The organism is Streptomyces longispororuber (assembly GCF_024448165.1).
Classification (GTDB): Bacteria; Actinomycetota; Actinomycetes; order Streptomycetales; family Streptomycetaceae; genus Streptomyces; species Streptomyces longispororuber_A.
Map to the genome: position 1 here is coordinate 1 of NZ_JAMOLN010000036.1, position 17,549 is coordinate 17,549.

Genomic DNA, 17,549 nt, shown 5'->3' on the forward strand with positions numbered 1-17,549 from the left:
TCGCGCCGAGCGCGAGCGCCGGGTGCGCCCCGAGGGCCCTGGCCAGTACCGGTCCACCGACGCCGAGTTCGGCTGGTTCGCCGCCGACCCGTACGCCGGCGACGTCACCGACCGCGCCCCGCTGCACGACATGGTCGACGTCGCGGTCGTCGGCGGCGGATTCGGCGGCATCCTCGCGGGCGCACGCCTGCGCGAGGAGGGCGTCGCCACGGTGCGCGTCGTCGAGCAGGGCGGCGACTTCGGCGGCACCTGGTACTGGAACCGCTACCCCGGCATCCACTGCGACATCGAGTCGCACGTCTACCTGCCGATGCTCGACGAGACCGGCTACGTACCCGAGTGGAAGTACGCCCCCGGCGAGGAGATCCGCCGGCACGCGATGCGCATCGCCGAGCGGTCGGGCCTGTACGAGCACGCGCTGTTCAGCACCGCCGTCACCGCCCTCACCTGGGACGAGTCCGCCGGGCAGTGGATCGTCGCGACCGACCGGGGCGACGCGTTCCGCGCGACCCACGTGGTCACCGCGACCGGCACCCTCACCGAACCCAAACTCCCCGGCATCCCCGGCATCGAGGACTTCCGCGGCCACACCTTCCACACCTCCCGCTGGGACTACGGCTACACCGGCGGCGGCCCCGACGGCGGGCTCGTGGGCCTGACGGACAAGCGCGTCGGCGTCGTCGGCACGGGTGCCACCGGCGTCCAGGTCGTGCCGATGCTGGCCGCGGACGCCGGTCACCTGTACGTCTTCCAGCGCACCCCGTCGTCCGTCGACGTGCGCGGTCAGCGCCGTACGACACCGGGCGACGTCGGCGCGGACCGGCCGGGCTGGTCGGCCGAACGGCGGGAGAACTTCCTGCGGATCGTCTCCGGCGAGCAGGCCGAGCGGGATCTGGTCGCCGACGGCTGGACGGCGTCCGCGAGCCTGCTCGAAAAGCTCCTGCCCAGCTTCCGCCGCGACGGCGAGCCGGACTTCGAGGCCGCCTACGAGGCCGCCGACCACGCCACGATGAACCGGATCCGCGCACGCGTGGCCGCGGAGGTCACCGATGCCGCCACCGCCGCGGCCCTCCAGCCCTGGTACCGGTACGCGTGCAAGCGGCCCACGTTCTCCGACACGTACCTGCCCGCGTTCAACCGGGACAACGTCACCCTCGTGGACACCGCGGACTCGCACGGCATCGAGCGGATGACCGAGCGCGGCGTGGTCGTCGACGGGACGGAGTACGCGCTCGACTGCCTGGTGTTCGCCACCGGGTTCTCCGTCGGCGTCTCCGGCGTCACCTCCGGACGGCTGCCCGTCACCGGCCGCGACGGCGTCCCACTGCTGCACGCGTGGGCCCGCGGCGGACCGCGGACCGTGCACGGATTCACCAGCCACGGGTTCCCGAACCTGATCCGGATGGGCTCCCTGCAGAACGCCAGCAGCGTCAACTTCACCCACGTCCTGGACGAGCAGGCCGTGCACGCCGCCGCCCTGATCGCCGCCGCGCTGGCCGAGGACGCCGTCCTGGAACCCACCCCCGAGGCCGAGGACGCCTGGCTCGACGTCTGCGCGCGGGACGCCCCCGACCACGAGGCGTTCCACGCCGAGTGCACTCCCGGCTACTACAACCGCGAGGGCCGCGGCCGTCCGAACGGCCCCACCGCCTACCCGCACGGCGCCGTCGCCTTCCACGAACTGCTCCGCGACTGGCGCGCGAAGCACCTCGGCGAGCTGCTCCGAAGCCCCGGGAAACCCTGATACGCCACTGCTCCTGGGGGTCTACACGTATCTGTCCCGGCTCCTCCCCGGGTATGACACCCGCCGCCCGCTCCTACCGCAGGAGTGGGCGCGGAGTCGGGCTCAGAGGCTGACCTGAGGGGCCGGGCGGGCGGTGACGATAGAGGAACGATCCTGCCGACCCCCTGACGTGCACCGACGCACGGCGGGCGGTCGCTCCTGCCCCACGACCCCGACGGGAGCCCCTTTCGCCGTGGCTACGTTCCTCTACAAACTCGGGCGGCTGTCCTTCCGGCGCCGCCGCTATGTGGCGCTGTTGTGGGTGCTGCTGCTCGGCGGGATCGGCTTCGCGTCGTCGGCCGCACCCGCCCCGCCCGCCGACTCCTTCTCCATGCCGGGCACCGAGTCGCAGAAGGCCTTCGACCTCCTCGACCAGAAGTTCCCGGCCGCCAGCGCCGAGGGCGCGACGGCCCGCGTCGTCATCCGCGCCCCCCAGGGCGAGAAGCTCACCGACCCGGCTCCCAAGGCCGACGTCCAGAAGCTGGTGACGGCCCTGGGCGACGGCCCGCAGGTCGCCTCCGTCGCCGACCCCTACAAGGCGAACGCCGTCAGCAAGGACGGCACCACCGCCTACGCCTCCGTCACCTACAAGGTGGCGGGCACCGAGCTGACCGACAAGGCGCACGAGGCCCTGACCCAGGCCACCGACGACGCGCGCGCCGAGGGCTTCACCGTCGAGATGGGCGGCGACGCCGTCGAGGCCGAGCAGGAGATGGGCGGCAGCGCCGAGCTCATCGGCATCGCGATCTCCGCGGTCGTCCTCATCATCACCTTCGGCTCGATGGTCGCCGCGGGCATGCCGCTGCTGACCGCCATCATCGGCGTCGGCATCGGGGTCTCCGGCATCGCGGCCCTCGGCAGCGTCCTCAACCTGTCCAGCACCACGTCCACCCTGGCCACGATGATCGGCCTCGCCGTCGGCATCGACTACGCCCTGTTCATCGTCTCCCGCTACCGCGCGGAGATAGCCGAGGGACGGGAACCCGAGGAGGCGGCGGGCCGGGCCACCGGCACGGCGGGCTCCGCGGTCGTCTTCGCCGGACTCACCGTCATCGTCGCCCTCACCGGCCTGTCCGTCGTCAACATCCCGATCCTCACGAAGATGGGCCTCGCCGCCGCGGCGACCGTCGCCATCGCCGTGGTCATCGCGCTCACCATGATCCCGGCGCTGCTCGGCTTCGCCGGCCGCAAGGTGCTGCGCCGCAAGGACCGCAAGAAGTCCGCGCCCGCCCAGGGCGCGCACGGGGGCAAGCCGAACCTCGGCACGCGCTGGTCGAGCTTCGTGCTGCGCCGCCCGGCCGCCGTCCTGCTGGCCGGTGTCCTCGGCCTCGGCGCGATCGCCGTCCCGGCCACCAGCCTCGAACTCGGCCTGCCCGACGAGGGCACGTCGGCGCCGGACACGACGCAGCGCAAGGCGTACGACATGCTGTCCGAGTCGTTCGGCGCGGGCTTCAACGGCCCACTGATGGTGACCGTCGACGGCAAGGGCGCGGCCGCCGCCGCGAAGACGGTCGGCGACTCGCTCGCCAAGGTCGACGGCGTCGCCGCGGTCGCCCCGGCCCAGGTCAACCAGGCCGGTGACACCGCGATCATGACGGTCGTCCCGACCACCGGGCCCAGCGACCACGAGACCGAGGAACTGGTCAAGACGATCCGCTCCGAGGCCACGGCGTGGGAGGCGGACACCGATTCCGACGTCCTGGTCACCGGCCAGACGGCCATGACGATCGACTTCTCGCAGACCCTGAACGACGCGCTCGTGCCCTACCTCCTGCTCGTCGTCGGACTGGCCTTCCTGCTCCTGATGCTGGTCTTCCGCTCGATCCTGGTGCCGCTCAAGGCCGCGCTCGGCTTCCTCCTGTCGGTGGCGGCGGCGCTCGGCGCCGTGGTCGCGGTCTTCCAGTGGGGCTGGCTCGCGGACATCGTGGGCGTCGACCAGCCGGGCCCGATCATGTCGATGATGCCGATCTTCATGATCGGCGTGGTCTTCGGTCTCGCCATGGACTACGAGGTGTTCCTCGTGACCCGGATGCGGGAGGCCTACGTCCACGGGGCGCGCCCCGGCGAGGCCATCGTGACCGGCTTCCGGCACGGCGGCCGGGTCGTCGGCGCCGCCGCGGTCATCATGATCAGCGTCTTCTCCGGCTTCATCATGGAGAACAACGACATGATCAAGATGATGGGCTTCGGCCTCGCCGTCGCCGTCCTCTTCGACGCGTTCGTGGTCCGGATGGCGATCGTGCCCGCGGTCATGGCCCTGCTCGGCAAGTCGGCCTGGTGGCTGCCCCGCTGGCTCGACAAGCTGCTGCCGAACGTCGACGTCGAGGGCGAGAAGCTGCACAAGAGCCTGACCCCGCCACCGGCCCCGCAGGACGACCGCGAACTGGAGTCCGTCCGCGGCTGAGGCCACCGCCACCCCGTGCACAGGGGCCCGCTCCGGTCACCGGAGCGGGCCCCTTCGTCCTGAGCGGCGGCCACGTCGGACACACCCGCACAGTGTCGTGGCCGCCGCCGGGACGCGTACGCCGTCGGGCGGCGCGGTGCGTCCACCGTCCTCAACCGCCGTACGCGCACCGGGGTGACGGCCGGCCCCCGGCCGCCCCTCGGACGGTTGTCCGGTCGATCGCCTGTACCCAAGGGGCCGGGTCCTCGCTCACCCGGTGAGCGCCCCGGAGGTGACGGACTCGACGACCTTGCGCACGGCGCCGTCACCCGGTTCCTCGTCGCGGCCCGCGAACAGCAGATGAGCCGTCCCGATCAGGGAGAGCGCGAGCATCTCGGCGTCGGCGCCGGGCGCGATCCGGCCCAGCTCCCGCTCCGCCCGCAGATATCCGGTCAGCGCGGCCGTCGCCTGCACCAGCACCGGCACCCCCGGCTGCCCCGCCGCGCGCAGCCTGGCCCGCAGCCCGTCGCGGAAGGTGACGAGGCCGACCATCGACACGGCGACCGGCGTGAACAGCTCGGTGAGCGCATCCGTGAGGTGGTCGACGACGGACCCCGACCCCGCGGACGCCCGCAGCGCCCCGGCCAGCGCATCGATCCGGCCCACGCGGTCCAGCACCAGCTCGGCGAGGAACGCGTCGAAGTCCGTGAAGTGCCGGTGCAGCACGCCCTTCGCGCAGCCCGCCTCGGCGGTGACCGCCCGGCTCGTCAGCGCCGCCGCGCCGTCCCGCAGCAGGACCCGCTCGGCCGCGTCGAAGAGCTGCCCCCGCACATCCCGTAGCGCCACACCGGTCGGCACCTGCGCATCTCCTTCGTCGACTGGGGCAACCGTAGACGAGTGGGCAGGTGCCCACTAGGGTGGGCGCATGCCCACTCAGTCGCGTACGCCCGCAGAAGAACCGCACAGGGCCCGCCACATGGCCGAGTCCTTCGGCGCCGACCCCGAGCGCTACGACCGGACCAGACCCCGCTATCCCGACGCCCTGGTGCGCCGGATCGCCGATGCCGCGCCGGGCCCCGCCCTCCTCGACGTCGGCTGCGGCACCGGCATCGCGGCCCGCCAGTTCCGGGCGGCCGGCTGCACCGTCCTCGGCGTCGACGCCGACCCGCGGATGGCCGCCTTCGCGCGGGGCGGCGGGCTCGACGTCGAGGTGTCCGGCTTCGAGACGTGGGACTCCGCGGGCCGGACCTTCGACGCCGTCGTCGCGGGACAGACCTGGCACTGGATCGACCCGGCCGCGGGCGCCGCGAAGGCCGCCGACGTGCTCAGGCCCGGTGGCCGGATCGCCCTGTTCTGGAACGTGCACCGGCCCGCCCCCGACCTCGCGGCGGCCTTCTCCGCCGCCCACCTCGCGGCGCTGCCCGACGCCCCGCGCAACCCGTGGGCCCGCGCCACCCTCGACGCGTACGGCCCGATCTTCGCCACGGTGGCCGACGGGCTGCGCACCGACGGCTCCTTCGGCGAACCGGAGGAGTGGCGCTTCGACTGGGAGCGGACCTACACCCGGGACGAGTGGCTGGAGCAGATGCGCACCAGCGGCGAGGCCGGTCAGTACGCGCCGGAGCGACTGACCGCCCTGCTGACGGGCACCGGCGCCGTGATCGACGCGCTCGGCGGCACGTTCACCATGCCGTACACGGCCGTGGTCGTCACCGCCGTGCGGACCGTCACCCCCTGAGTGTCAGTGCCGGGTGCTATCCCTGGAACACGACAGGGGAACACCAGGCACCCATGACGGAGGAGTCATCATCCAGGACGGTCGACACCGGCGTTCCGGGCAGGACCTGTGCGTGCGGCGGCACCCGGAGACACAGGTCGAGTGCCTCCTCGCCGACACGCACTATCCGCGCCCGCACTACGCGCTGGACGGGACGACGTGGCACGACGGCCTGTGCGGCGCCTGCCACGGCAGCGGGAGCCGGGACGGCGAGGTCTGCGGCGCCTGCCACGGCGGCGGGTTCTGCCTGCTGGAGATCGAGATCGAGGAGGACTGAGCCCCGGCTCCCCGTCGGGGACGGGGAGCCGGGGCCAGCCATTCCGCGGATCGGTCCGCGGGTCAGTCCGTGTACACCTCGGCGCGGTCCACGCTCACGAACGCGGCGCCGGACGACGCGTTGCGCTCGCCGGTCACCCGGACCCGCAGGGTGTGCGGACCGTTCGCCAGGCGCGGGCTGAGGTACTGCAGGGTCTCGCCGGTGCGGATCGCCCCGTAGAAGTCGACGCGCTGCTCGGGGCCGCCGTCGACGCTGATCGCGGCGATCCCGTTGCCGGTGTCCTTCACCGACAGCAGCGCGATCCGGGTGCCGGTGAAGCTGAACGTGGCGGTGTTGCCCGCCTGGTCGCTCCAGTGGTCGTCGCTCCAGAAGCACTGCGCCGCGCAGCCGGTACCGGAGTTCCAGGTGCCCGTGTACGCGACGGACCCCGAACCGCTGGACCGGCCGTCGTCGTTGATCCAGTGGTTCCCCGAACCGGGGTCGCCGGAGGGCAGGTTCTGGGTGGCGCCCATGGCCTGCGGAGTGCCGAGGTCCGGGCTGCCGTCCGCGTTCCAGCCGATCTTCTGGGCGCGGGTGGTGCGGTTGCTGTAGGTGTTGGTCGACGTGGTCTTGGCGTGGTAGATCAGCCAGTCCTCCGTGCCGTCGGGGGACGTGAAGAAGGCGTGGTGGCCCGGGCCGAACACGCCCCGGTCGTCGGCGCGGGAGAAGACCGGGCCGGAGCGCTGCGTCCAGTTGCCGGGGACCAGCGGGTCGGCGCCGTTCGGCAGCGACATCATCCACACCTGGTAGTCCGGCTTGCCCGTGTCGCAGGTCGAGTACGTCATCCACGTACGGCCGTTGCGGTTCAGGAACTCGGGCCCCTCGCGGACCTCCGGGCAGCCGCCCGCCGCGTCGATCGCGACCGCGTCGCCCGAGACCGTGTACGGGTTGGACATCGGCGCGATGTTGAGGCCGTTGTGCTGGTACGGATTGATGCCGCTGTAGGCCAGGTAGAGGCGGCCGTCGTGCTGCAGGATGCCCGGGTCGATGGCGAAGTCGTTCGCGTGGTTGGGCGGGGTGAGCTTCGCCTTGAAGTGGTACGGGCCCGCCGGGTCGTCGCGCTCCGACTCCAGGACGTAGAGCCGGTGGTGGTCGTCCGTGCCGTCGTCGGCCGTGTAGTAGAGGTACCAGCGGTTGCCGAAGCGGTAGAACTCCGGCGCCCAGATGTGCTGGTTGCGCGAGGCCTCGGTGTCCGTCCAGACCGTGATCGGGTCGGCGTCCAGCAGCGTCGCCAGGGACGGCGAGCGCCACATCCGGATGCTGTCGCCCTGGGTGGTGGTGAGGTGGTACGCCCCGTTCGCGTAGGCGAGGAACGGGTCGGGGCCCGTGTTGAGCGGATTGCGGAAGGTGGTCGAGGCGGCGGCCGGCGCCGGCTTCTGCGCGGCGGCCTGCGGCGCGACGAGCAGACCGACGAGCAGGGCGAGAAGTGCGGTGACGAGGGCGGTACGGGGCCGTGCACGCATGAGCGGCTCCTTACATCGATGTAAGTCCCACGGCTTCAGGACGGTAGGGAAGGGAGACGGAGGTGTCAACGAGGCGCCAGGGGCGGCGGGTCCGCCGCCCGGCGGGGTGCCGGCCTCACTGACCGCCGAGACCCGTGGTGGCCACCGACTTGACGATGTGCCGCTGGAAGAACATGAAGACCACGACGAGCGGCAGCGCGGCGAGCACGGCCGAGGCCATCGACTGCGCGTACTGGACGCCGTACGCGTCCTTCACCGACGTGATGCCGACGGGCAGCGTCATCAGGGACGGGTCGGACGTCGACACGAACGGCCACAGGAAGTTGTTCCACGCGCCGATGAACACGAAGATCGCGACGGCCGCGAGCATCGGCCGCGACAGCGGCAGCAGCACCGACCAGAAGATCCGCCAGTGCCCCGCGCCGTCGATCCTGGCCGCCTCCTCCAACTCCCTGGGCAGCGAGTCGAAGTGCTTCTTCAGGATGAACACCATGACGGGCGCGACCGTCTGCGGCAGGATCACCGCCGCGTACGTGTCGAGCAGGTGCAGCGTCAGCATCTGCTGGAACCACGGCACGATCAGGATCTGCGGCGGCACCAGGACGGCCGCGACCGTGAGCACGAACAGCCACCGCCGGCCCGCGAACAGCGTGCGCGAGAAGGCGTATCCGGCCATCGCGGAGACCAGCACGGTGACCACGGTGACGGCGGCCGCGATGAGGAAGCTGTTGAGCATCCACAGCGGCAGGTCGCCGCGCTCCCACACGGTGCTGAACGCCTTGAGGGTGAAGCCGTGCTCCGGCCACAGCCAGTGCAGCGGATCGCTGGCGTCCTGATCCGACTTGAGCGCGGTGAGCACCGCCCACGCCATCGGCAGCAGCCACACCACGGCCCCGATCGCGAGCACGGTGAGGGCCAGGACGCGCGTGGTCCTGCCCGCCCCGAGCGTCAGGTTCGTCCGGGTCCTGGCCGGGCGCGGCGGGCGTCCGAACGGCCGGACGGGAACGGCGCGGCGCGGCGCCGACGAGGTGCGGACGGGGGTCTCGGTGGAGGTCATGGTCACTTCTCCCGGCGGCGGAGTGCGAAGAACTGGGCGGCGGAGGCGAGGACGACCAGGGCGAAGAAGATGTAACTGATCGCCGAGGCGTAACCGAGCCGGTAGCCGGTGAAGCCGACGTCGTAGACGTACTCGACGACCGGGCGCGTGGAGTTGTTCGGGCCGCCCTTCGTCATCAGGTACACCTGGTCGAAGACCTTCAGGGACGCCAGGACCTGCAGCACCGTGATCACGACCGTGATCCGGCTGAGCTGCGGCAGCGTGATCGACCACAGCCGGCGCCAGGCCCCGGCCCCGTCGATGGCCGCCGCCTCGTACAGGTGGTCGGGGACCGACTGGAGCGCGGCGAGGTAGAGCAGGAAGTTGAAGCCGACCGTCCACCACAGGGTGGTGAGGGCGATGGCCCACATGGCCACCGACTCGTCGCTGAGCCAGGCGTACTGGGTCAGTCCGAGGGCGTCCAGGAGGTGGTTGTAGAGGCCGAGGTCCGGCTGGTACAGCCAGATCCACAGCAGGCCGACCACACCGACCGGGAGCAGGTACGGCGCGAAGAACGCGAGCCGCCACACCCACTGCCCCGGCAGCCCGGTGTGCACCAGGAGCGCCATGCCGAGCGCCACCACGACCAGCGGGACCGTCGACAGGACGGTGAACCAGACGGTGTGGCCGAGCGCACGCCACATCTCCGCGTCCCGGAACGCCTCGGTGAAGTTGTCGAGGCCGATGAACGACGGGGCGTGCGCCGACAGGGCCCGGTCCGTGAGGCTCATCCACAGCCCCTGGCCCAGCGGCCAGACCATGAACACGGCGAACAGGACGAGGAAGGGGAGCGCGAAGAGCAGACCGGGGGAGAACAGCCGCCGCAGCGCCGGGAGCCCCGGCCTGGGCGAGGCGTGGGGAGAGGACATCGTCGTGCCTCCTGCGAGGTGGTCGCGGCCGGTCAGGCCGGGCTGGGCTTGGCGAGGAAGGTGTTCAGGCGCCGCACCATCGCGCGCGCCGCACGGTCCGGGGCGAGACCGTCGAGCAGGGCCTGCTGGAGGACCTGCGACATGGCGTTCTGGAAGTCGGAGCCCGCGCCCGCGAACCACACGGCGGGGTCGAGGACGACGTGGTCCGCCGCCGACTTGTAGTGCTCCTGCGGCAGCAGGGCGGCGTACTCCGGGGTGCGGGTGATCGGCTCGTACGCCGGGATGTGACCGGCCGTCGCCCAGATCTGCCCCGCCTTGAGGAGCGCGGCGATCGCCTGGTGGGTGCGCCGCCGGTGGTCCTCGTCGGGGTGCTCGCGGTGCGGGAGCACGAACGAGTGCGAGTCGGCGTACACGGCCGGGGTGCCGAAGACGGTCGGCATGGGCGCCGCGCCCACGTTCTTGTCCGCCGCCCGGAACGTGCCGAGCTCCCATTCGCCGGACAGGATCATCGCGGTCTGCCCGTTGGTGAACGAGGCGAGCCCGGCCGCGTAGTCCAGGCGCTTCGGGTTCGTCCGGCCGTCGACCAGCTTGGCCATGAACGCGATGACCTCGGCCATCCGGTCCACGTCCACCTCGGCGGGACCGCCCGCCGGCAGCGTGAACGCGCCGCCCGTCTGCCGGTACAGGCCGTAGAACAGCCGCCAGCCCTGCGCGGTGTCCGTGGCGTAGCCGAAGGCGATGCCCTGCTTGCCGGACGCCTTCGCCAACTCCCGCCCCGCGGCGAGGAACGTGTCGGGCGACGAGAACGCGTCCGCGTCGAGCGTGCCGTCCTTCGTCAGCAGCCCGGCCTTCTTCACCGGCTCCGGATGGAAGAAGACGATGAACGGGTGGGTGTCCAGCGGGATCGCGTACGTGCGGCCCTCGTACTGGGTGCGCGACCACACGGCGTCGGCGAAGTCGCTCTTGCGGACCCCGAACTCGGCCAGCAGGTCCAGGTCCCACGGGTCCACGAGACCGGTCGGTGCGTAGCCCGCGAGGCGCGACATGTGCGCGATCGCGACGTCCGGGCCGCGCCCGCCGGCCGAGGCCATGGCGAGCTTCGTGTAGTACGGGGTGCCCCACTCCAGGACCGTGCGCTCGATGCGCGTGCCCGGCATGTCGGGCCGGGCCTCGCGCACCATGTCGTTGAGCAGGCCGCCGTCGGCCCCGCTGAACAGGTCCCACAGGCGCACGGTCGAGTCGCCGGCCGCGAGCGCGCTGCCGCAGCCGCTCAGCGCTCCGGCGCCGAGGACCGCGGCCCCGGCACCCAGCGCGGCCGTCAGCGCGCGTCGTCTGGTGAGTGCGGGGCGACCGACGGAGGCGGGTGTGCCGGTCATAGGGCTCTCCTTACATCGATGTAATACGCGGATGGTGGTGGCGGGCGAGGGCCGGACTACTCGGCGTCCTCGAACGCGGCCGGGCGCAGCTGGGCCCGGCGCAGCAGAGTGGTGTCGACCTTCTCGGTGCGGTCGAAGCGGTACACGCCGTTGCGCTCCTGGAAGACGTCCGTGAGCTGGGTGTAGCAGTAGCCGAACATGTCCGGGTCCTCGAGCAGCACGCCCGTCAGACCGGTGAACCGCTCGACGAACTCCTCGGCGGTGCGCGGCCGTTCGCCGTACCCCCAGGAGGCGTCGCGCTCGTCGCCCGCCGCGTCGGCCGCCTCGGGGTCCCACCAGATGCCGCCGAACTCGCTGCAGAAGTACGGCTGACCGCGGTACGGAACGGACCAAGGGCGGCCCTCCGGGCCGGAGTTGACGTGCGGCCTGTCCTGCGCGAGGCCGTGCATCACCTTGGCGAAGGCGGCCGGGTCCTGCTCGTAGCAGTGCGAGTCGTACACGTCGGTCTCCAGCACCCGGTGCGCGTACCCGGACGCGTCGATCACCGGGCGGGTGCCGTCGGCCTGCTTGGTGGCCAGGAACATGGCCCGCGTGACGTCGTCGAGCTGGGTGATCCGGTCGTGCAGGTGCTGGTACGTCTCGTTGAGCGGGCACCAGCCGACGATCGCCGGGTGCGAGTAGTCCCGCTCCACGGCCTCCAGCCACTGCGCGACGTACGAGGCGTCGGGGCGCTGGTTGTCGTCGCGGGCGCCGACCTCGCAGCCCCAGTCGCCGAACTCGCCCCAGACCAGGTAGCCCAGCCGGTCCGCGTGGTACAGGTACCGCTCCTCGAAGACCTTCTCGTGCAGCCGGGCCCCGTTGAAGCCCGCGGCCAGGCCGAGTTCGATGTCGCGGACGAGCGCGGCGTCGCTCGGCGCGGTCATCAGACCGTCCGGGTAGTAGCCCTGGTCGAGGACGAGGCGCTGGAAGACCGGCTCGCCGTTGAGGAGGAGCCGCTTGCCGTCGACGGCGACCGAGCGCAGGCCCGCGTAGGAGGTGACCCGGTCCACCGGCGCGCCGTCGGCGTCGACGACGTCGAGCACGAGGTCGTACAGGTGCGGGTCGGCCGGCGACCACGCGCGCAGCCGGTCCTCGGGCACGGTGAGCGCCAGCCGGGGGCTCAGGCCGAGGTCCGCGCGGGTCTCGGCGCTCACCACGGTGCCGTGCTCGTCCGACAGCGTGGCGCGGACGCGGTGCCCCGGCGCGTTGCGGCTCAGCGGCAGCTCCAGGAAGAACGATCCGGAGGCCAGGTCGGGGGTGATCCGCGGCCGCTTCAGGGCGACGCTCCGCGGCACCGGCTCCAGCCACACCGTCTGCCAGATGCCGGTCGTCCGGGTGTAGTGGCAGTGCGAGTTGGCGTACCAGGTGGCCTGCTTGCCGCGGGCCTGCGGGCCGTGCCGGGTGTCCCTGGCCCGCACCACGAGCGTCAGCTCCGCGCCGGCGGCGGCCACCTCGCCGAGGTCGGCGGTGAACGGCGTGAAGCCGCCGCGGTGCCGCGCCACCTCGACGCCGTTCGCCCACACCGTGGTGTCCTGGTCCACCGCGCCGAAGTGCAGCAGCACCCGGCTGTCGTCCCACTCGGCGGGCACGGTGACCGTCCGGCGGTACCAGACGGCCTCCAGGAAGTCGGTGTCCCCGACCCCCGAGAGCTCCGACTCCGGACAGAACGGCACCACGATGCTGCCGGTCAACTCGCGCTCCCGCAGGCCCCGTTCGAGGCCGGTGTCGGAGCGGTCGATCTCGAACTGCCACACGCCGTTGAGATTGAGCCAGGCCTCGCGGACGAACTGCGGGCGCGGGTACTCGGGCCGGGGCGTGGTGGCGGGGGTGGGGACAGGCATGGGACTCCTTGCCGCACGGGGTGTCGCGGGAACGCGTGGACGAGCGTCAGCAACGCGGTGCTGATCGGTGCGTGCCCATGGCACCATGCGAATTACATCGATGTAAATGTGCGGGACGGTCAAGGATCCGCCCCGAAACCGATTCGTGATGGTCGATACGATCGCGGGTGGCAGACGGAAGGAATGAACAGCGTGGCGGCCAGACCCAGGATCAAGGACGTGGCGGAGTACGCGGGCGTCTCGCCCAAGACGGTCTCCAACGTGATCAACAACTTCGAGCACGTCTCGGACCGGACCCGCGAGACCGTGAAGGAGGCCATCGAGGCGCTCGGTTACCGGGTCAACATCGCGGGCCGGCAGCTCCGCCAGGGCCGCACCGGCATGATCACCCTGGCGGTTCCCGAACTGGACGTCGCCTACTTCGCCGAGCTGGCCAAGCACGTGATGGCCGAGGCGGACCGGCGCGGGCAGACCGTGCTGCTGCACCAGACGAACGGGGTGCGCGAGCGGGAACTGGCGGCGCTGCACGGCTTCGACGCCCAGTTCACCGACGGCGTGATCCTCAGCCCGCTCGCCCTGCACCCCCGTGACGTGGCCACCAGGGACCGCAGGCTCCCCGTGGTCCTGCTCGGCGAGCGGCCCGCCGAGGGCAGCACCGACCACGTCGCCATCGACAACGTCGCCGCCGCGCGCGAGGCCACCGCGCACCTGCTGTCCCGCGGCCGGCGCCGGATCGCCGTCGTGGGCGGGATGGTGCGGGGCCCGCAGGGCACGGACCGGCTCCGCACCGACGGCTACCGCGAGGCGCTGAAGGAGGCCCACGTCCCCTTCGACAGCGACCTCGTGGTGCCGGTGGACGCGTTCCACTGGCGCGACGGCGCGCGGGCCGCGGCCGCCCTGCTGGACGCGGACCCCCGCCCGGACGCCTTGCTGTGCCTCAACGACCACCTCGCCCTGGGTGCGTTGCGCGCCCTGTACGAGCGGGGCGTGAGCGTGCCGGGCGAGCTCGACGTGGTGGGCTTCGACGACATCGAGGCGTCGCAGTTCAGCGTGCCGAGCCTGACGACGGTGGCCCCCGACAAGAGGGAGATCGCCCGGGCCGCGGTGGCGCTCCTGCTCGACCGGATCGACGACCCGGACACCAGCCCGTTGCAGGACCACGTCGTCGGGCACGAGGTCATCGTGCGGGAGAGCACTGGGGGTTGACCGGGGGCCGGGTGGCGGGCCGGTTCGCCGTCCGGCGGGGGCTCGGTGAACATCCCGCTGCCGAATGTGAACGCGCTGTCGAGGTGCCCCCGTGCGCGCAGTGGTGCCGCATAGGGTGCGGACGTGCGAAGTGCGACAGACGGAACGAAGCGGGTCACGGGGCGTCAGGCGCGTTGCTGGTACGGGAGTTCGGGACTCGTCGCCCTGCTGCTCCTGGCCGGGTGCAGTGCCGCCGGTCCCGGTGACGGAGACGGCGGAGCCGACGGGGCGGGGAGCGCCGGGCCGTCCGCGTCGGCGAGCGGAGCCGCCGGACCGGCAGCGGGTACCGGAACGCTCCCGGGCCTGCCGACCGTGGGCACGGCCCGTACGGAACTGGCGGATCTCAAGGTGGCGCCCCACGGCTCCATGTCCGGTTACAGCCGCGCCCGGTTCCCGCACTGGGCCGAGCAGGGCGACGACTGCAGCACCCGCGAAGTCGTCCTGGAGCGGGACGGCAAGGGCGTCGAGCGGGACGCCGCGTGCAAGCCCGTCTCCGGGACCTGGGTCAGCGTCTACGACGGAAAGACCTTCACCGACGCCGGTGACCTCGACATCGACCACACCGTGCCGCTGGCCAACGCCTGGCGGTCCGGCGCCGACTCCTGGACCCAGGAGCAGCGCAAGGCGTTCGCCAATGATCTGACGCATCCTCAACTCCTGTCGGTGTCGGCCTCGTCGAACCGGTCCAAGGGCGACCAGGGCCCCGACGAGTGGCAGCCGCCGGTCACGACGTACTGGTGCGCCTACGCGCGCTCCTGGGTGGCGGTGAAGTCGACGTACGAACTGACCGTGACCGACGCGGAGAAGGACATGCTGAACCGAATGCTGGGCACCTGCTCCTCATGACCGACGACCCGCGGGACGAGCGGATCGAGGGAGCGGTGCGGGCCGGGCCCGGCGGTGCCATGACCGACGAGGTCGGGGTCATCACCGGTGACGTCACCGTCGCCACGGTCCGCCGTTCGGACGGCGCCGCCCACGTCGCCGTCCAGTACACCGGGGCCGACGAGTGGTACACGCTCACGGGCAGCCCGGTGCCGGTGCCGCCCGGCGGTCTCGGGGCGCTCCACGACGAGGTGCTGCGGCGCGTGCGGCGCGGGGGAGCGGCCGAGGTGTCCGCGCCGCCCGGCGACGGCTGACGCTCGGCCGGGCGGCACCGGCGGAGCGAAGCGACCGCTGACGGTAGACGCACCGCGGCGGATCCGACCGCGCCCCCCTACTGCGTCCGGTGGACTGCGGGCGGCACACCGGCGATGTCGCACGGAAGACCCCTGTCCGTTTTGCGACAGTCGGTCAATGCGATGGGTGGGACGCGTAGGGAGTGCGGCGGCGCTGCTGACGGCAGTCGTGGCCGGGGCCGTGCCGGGTCATGCGGCGGACGGGCCGCCGGGCGGTGACCGGGCCGCCGCGGCGGCGCGCGCCGAGCGGCTGATGCGGGACGCCGCCCGCGCGGTCGAGGCCTACGAACAGGCCCGCGCCGCGGTGGAAAGCGGTGCGCGGGAGCTGGCCAGGACCGGTCGGCGGGAGGCCGCCGAGCAGCGTCGGCTCGACGGGCTGCTGCGCGCCCTGGGGCAGCAGGCCCGCGCCGAGTACCGCTCGGGCGGCGGCGGACTGTGGGGTCCCGTGCTTCCGCTGATCACCTCGCGCTCGCCCGAGCGGGCCCTCGACGGCGCGGTACGGGCCCGGCGCGGCGACCGCGCCGCGGGTCAGCTCACTGACCGGGTACGCCAGGCCAGGGACCGGATCGCGGCGGACCGGGCCACGGCCGCGCGGCTGCTCGGCGCGCAGCGCGTCCAGGCCACGCGCCGGGCCACCGCCCGCGCGCAGATCGAGGCGCGCCTGGACGAGGCGCAGGCGGAACTGCGGCGGGCGCAGGTGCCGCAGGCCGTTCCGGCGAGCCGCGGCGACTGCGCGCAGGGCGACGTCGCCGGTCTCGGCACCGCCACCGACCGGACCTGGGTGGCGCCCGTCGACCCGGCCCCCCTGTCGGCCGGGTTCGGCGCGGGCGGCGACCGCTGGGCGCACCGCCACACCGGGCAGGACTTCGCCGTCGACACCGGGACGACGGTACGGGCGGTCGGCGCGGGCACCGTGCTCTTCGTGGGCTGCGGCGACGGCTTCGGCAACCAGGTCGTCGTCCGCCATCCGAACGGCTACTGCACGCAGTACGCCCATCTCTCGCTGATCGGCGTCTCGCCCGGTGACGAGGTCGCGGCGGGCACGGCCCTGGGCCTGTCGGGCGCGACCGGGAACGTCAGCGGCCCGCACCTCCACTTCGAGGTCCGGGTCACGCCCCAGCTGGGCTCCGGCATCGACCCGATGCCGTGGCTGCACGTCCGCGGCGTTCACGTCTGAGCGGAGACGTCCTGCGCGCCGGTGTCCCGGGCGGCCGCGTCGCGCGGGACGAGGAACCGGTTCAGCGGCGGCTCCTGGGCCAGCACCGCACCGATCGTCACCGCGAACGTGACCGCCGCGCACACCGCGATCAGCCAGGACAGCATGGCCAGGACCAGACCGAGCGAGCCGTACTCGCCGAGCGCCCGGTCGATCGCCCGCGGCATGTACAGCGGGGCGGTGAGCGCCAGCGCGCTGGTCGCGGCGGCGGCGAGCAGCGCACCGGGCAGCAGTTGCAGCCAGCCGATCCGCTTGGCCAGGAGGAGGTGCTGCGTCCACAGCCACATCCCCGCGCTCATCAGGAAGTAGAGCGGGACGCCGAGCACGGCGCCCGTCCCGAACCCGGTGCGGATCGGGCCCTGGAGGAACACCAGCACCAGCATCGTCAGGAGCCAGGCCACCCACCGCCACGCCGCGATCCGGGTCGCAGCGCGGGGCAGCGCCCAGGCCCGCTCGCAGACCCGGGCCATCGCGCGGCTGAAGCTGGTCGCGGAGACCAGGGCGATCAGCACGCCGACGGCGCCGCTGGTCTCCCGCAGCCCGGTGTCGTCGGAGTGGCCGAGGACCTGGGCGAGTTCCTGGTCCGACGCGCCGGAGAGACCGAACATCGCCCGCAGCGAGTCCTGGAGCTGCTCCCGCACCCCGCGCGGGGTGAACGCGGCGACGGCGAACAGCAGCGGGACGGAGGCCAGGAACGCCTGTGCCGCGAGGCGGGTCGCCGAGTCGAGCAGCTGGCCCGAGACCAGCCGGCCGCTGAGCTCCGTGAGGACGGGGAAGCGCCGCTCGGCGCCGTCGCGCAGCCGGTTGAGCCGGGTCGTCCACGCCATCCCGCCTCCTGATCACGGCCGCCTCGTGCGAAGTATCGCCTCCGGCTCCGGCACCCGCATTCCGGGCGGCCGTCCGGTCGGAGCGGTCCGAATGGCGGGGTGACGAGGCCGCGACGATGCTGAACGCGACCGCCGTGGCG

The 17,549-nt window shown here is 72.7% G+C and carries 15 protein-coding genes; 8 read left to right on the forward strand and 7 right to left on the reverse strand.

Features of this window, described 5'->3' with window-relative positions:
- On the forward strand, positions 1-1,744 hold a 1,744-nt coding region (locus M4J07_RS13080), incomplete at its 5' end, for a flavin-containing monooxygenase (RefSeq protein WP_255971256.1).
- 232 nt (positions 1,745-1,976) lie between these two features.
- Positions 1,977-4,187: an MMPL family transporter gene (locus tag M4J07_RS13085; RefSeq protein ID WP_255971258.1), complete on the forward strand. Its 2,211-nt coding sequence runs from the start codon at positions 1,977-1,979 to the stop codon at positions 4,185-4,187.
- Between the two features lie 249 nt (positions 4,188-4,436).
- On the opposite strand, the gene M4J07_RS13090 is transcribed toward M4J07_RS13085, so the two are convergent.
- On the reverse strand, positions 4,437-5,024 hold the full coding sequence (locus M4J07_RS13090; protein WP_255971260.1) for a TetR/AcrR family transcriptional regulator: 588 nt from the start codon (positions 5,022-5,024) through the stop codon (positions 4,437-4,439).
- Between the two features lie 67 nt (positions 5,025-5,091).
- Here M4J07_RS13090 and M4J07_RS13095 point away from each other — a divergent pair, with 67 nt between their 5' ends.
- Complete coding sequence (locus tag M4J07_RS13095) at positions 5,092-5,904, forward strand: class I SAM-dependent methyltransferase (protein ID WP_255971262.1); 813 nt, start codon at positions 5,092-5,094, stop codon at positions 5,902-5,904.
- Between the two features lie 112 nt (positions 5,905-6,016).
- Positions 6,017-6,220: a hypothetical protein gene (locus M4J07_RS13100; RefSeq protein WP_255971264.1), complete on the forward strand. Its 204-nt coding sequence runs from the start codon at positions 6,017-6,019 to the stop codon at positions 6,218-6,220.
- A gap of 62 nt (positions 6,221-6,282) precedes the next feature.
- Here the strand turns inward: M4J07_RS13100 and M4J07_RS13105 are convergent, their stop codons facing one another.
- The 5 genes from M4J07_RS13105 to M4J07_RS13125 form a co-directional block, all read right to left on the reverse strand.
- Positions 6,283-7,722, reverse strand: a complete 1,440-nt coding sequence (locus tag M4J07_RS13105) for a family 43 glycosylhydrolase (RefSeq protein WP_255971266.1) — start codon at positions 7,720-7,722, stop codon at positions 6,283-6,285.
- Between the two features lie 115 nt (positions 7,723-7,837).
- Positions 7,838-8,779, reverse strand: coding sequence for a carbohydrate ABC transporter permease (locus M4J07_RS13110; protein WP_255971268.1), 942 nt, complete (start codon positions 8,777-8,779; stop codon positions 7,838-7,840).
- A 2-nt stretch (positions 8,780-8,781) separates the two neighbouring features.
- A complete protein-coding gene (locus M4J07_RS13115) occupies positions 8,782-9,687 on the reverse strand; it encodes a carbohydrate ABC transporter permease (protein ID WP_255971270.1) in 906 nt (301 codons plus the stop codon).
- A gap of 32 nt (positions 9,688-9,719) precedes the next feature.
- Entirely contained in the window at positions 9,720-11,063 is a 1,344-nt protein-coding gene (locus M4J07_RS13120) for an extracellular solute-binding protein (RefSeq protein ID WP_255971272.1), read from the reverse strand.
- Positions 11,064-11,119: 56 nt separating this feature from the next.
- A complete protein-coding gene (locus M4J07_RS13125) occupies positions 11,120-12,943 on the reverse strand; it encodes a glycoside hydrolase family 2 protein (RefSeq protein WP_255971274.1) in 1,824 nt (607 codons plus the stop codon).
- 183 nt (positions 12,944-13,126) lie between these two features.
- On the opposite strand from M4J07_RS13125, the gene M4J07_RS13130 reads away from it, so the two are divergent.
- The 4 genes from M4J07_RS13130 (at position 13,127) to M4J07_RS13145 (ending at position 16,543) form a co-directional block, all read left to right on the forward strand.
- Positions 13,127-14,149 carry a LacI family DNA-binding transcriptional regulator gene (locus M4J07_RS13130; RefSeq protein WP_255971276.1) on the forward strand — a complete coding sequence of 341 codons (1,023 nt, stop codon included), beginning with the start codon at positions 13,127-13,129 and terminating at the stop codon, positions 14,147-14,149.
- A gap of 207 nt (positions 14,150-14,356) precedes the next feature.
- A complete protein-coding gene (locus tag M4J07_RS13135; protein ID WP_374215031.1) occupies positions 14,357-15,034 on the forward strand; it encodes an HNH endonuclease family protein in 678 nt (225 codons plus the stop codon).
- Positions 15,031-15,327 carry a hypothetical protein gene (locus M4J07_RS13140; protein ID WP_255971278.1) on the forward strand — a complete coding sequence of 99 codons (297 nt, stop codon included), beginning with the start codon at positions 15,031-15,033 and terminating at the stop codon, positions 15,325-15,327. Before M4J07_RS13135 ends, M4J07_RS13140 begins: the two co-directional genes overlap by 4 nt.
- A 157-nt stretch (positions 15,328-15,484) precedes the next feature.
- Positions 15,485-16,543, forward strand: coding sequence for a murein hydrolase activator EnvC family protein (locus M4J07_RS13145; RefSeq protein ID WP_255971280.1), 1,059 nt, complete (start codon positions 15,485-15,487; stop codon positions 16,541-16,543).
- On the opposite strand, the gene M4J07_RS13150 is transcribed toward M4J07_RS13145, so the two are convergent.
- Positions 16,534-17,409, reverse strand: a complete 876-nt coding sequence (locus M4J07_RS13150; protein ID WP_255971282.1) for a YhjD/YihY/BrkB family envelope integrity protein — start codon at positions 17,407-17,409, stop codon at positions 16,534-16,536. The genes M4J07_RS13145 and M4J07_RS13150 overlap by 10 nt on opposite strands.
- Positions 17,410-17,549 lie beyond the last annotated feature (140 nt).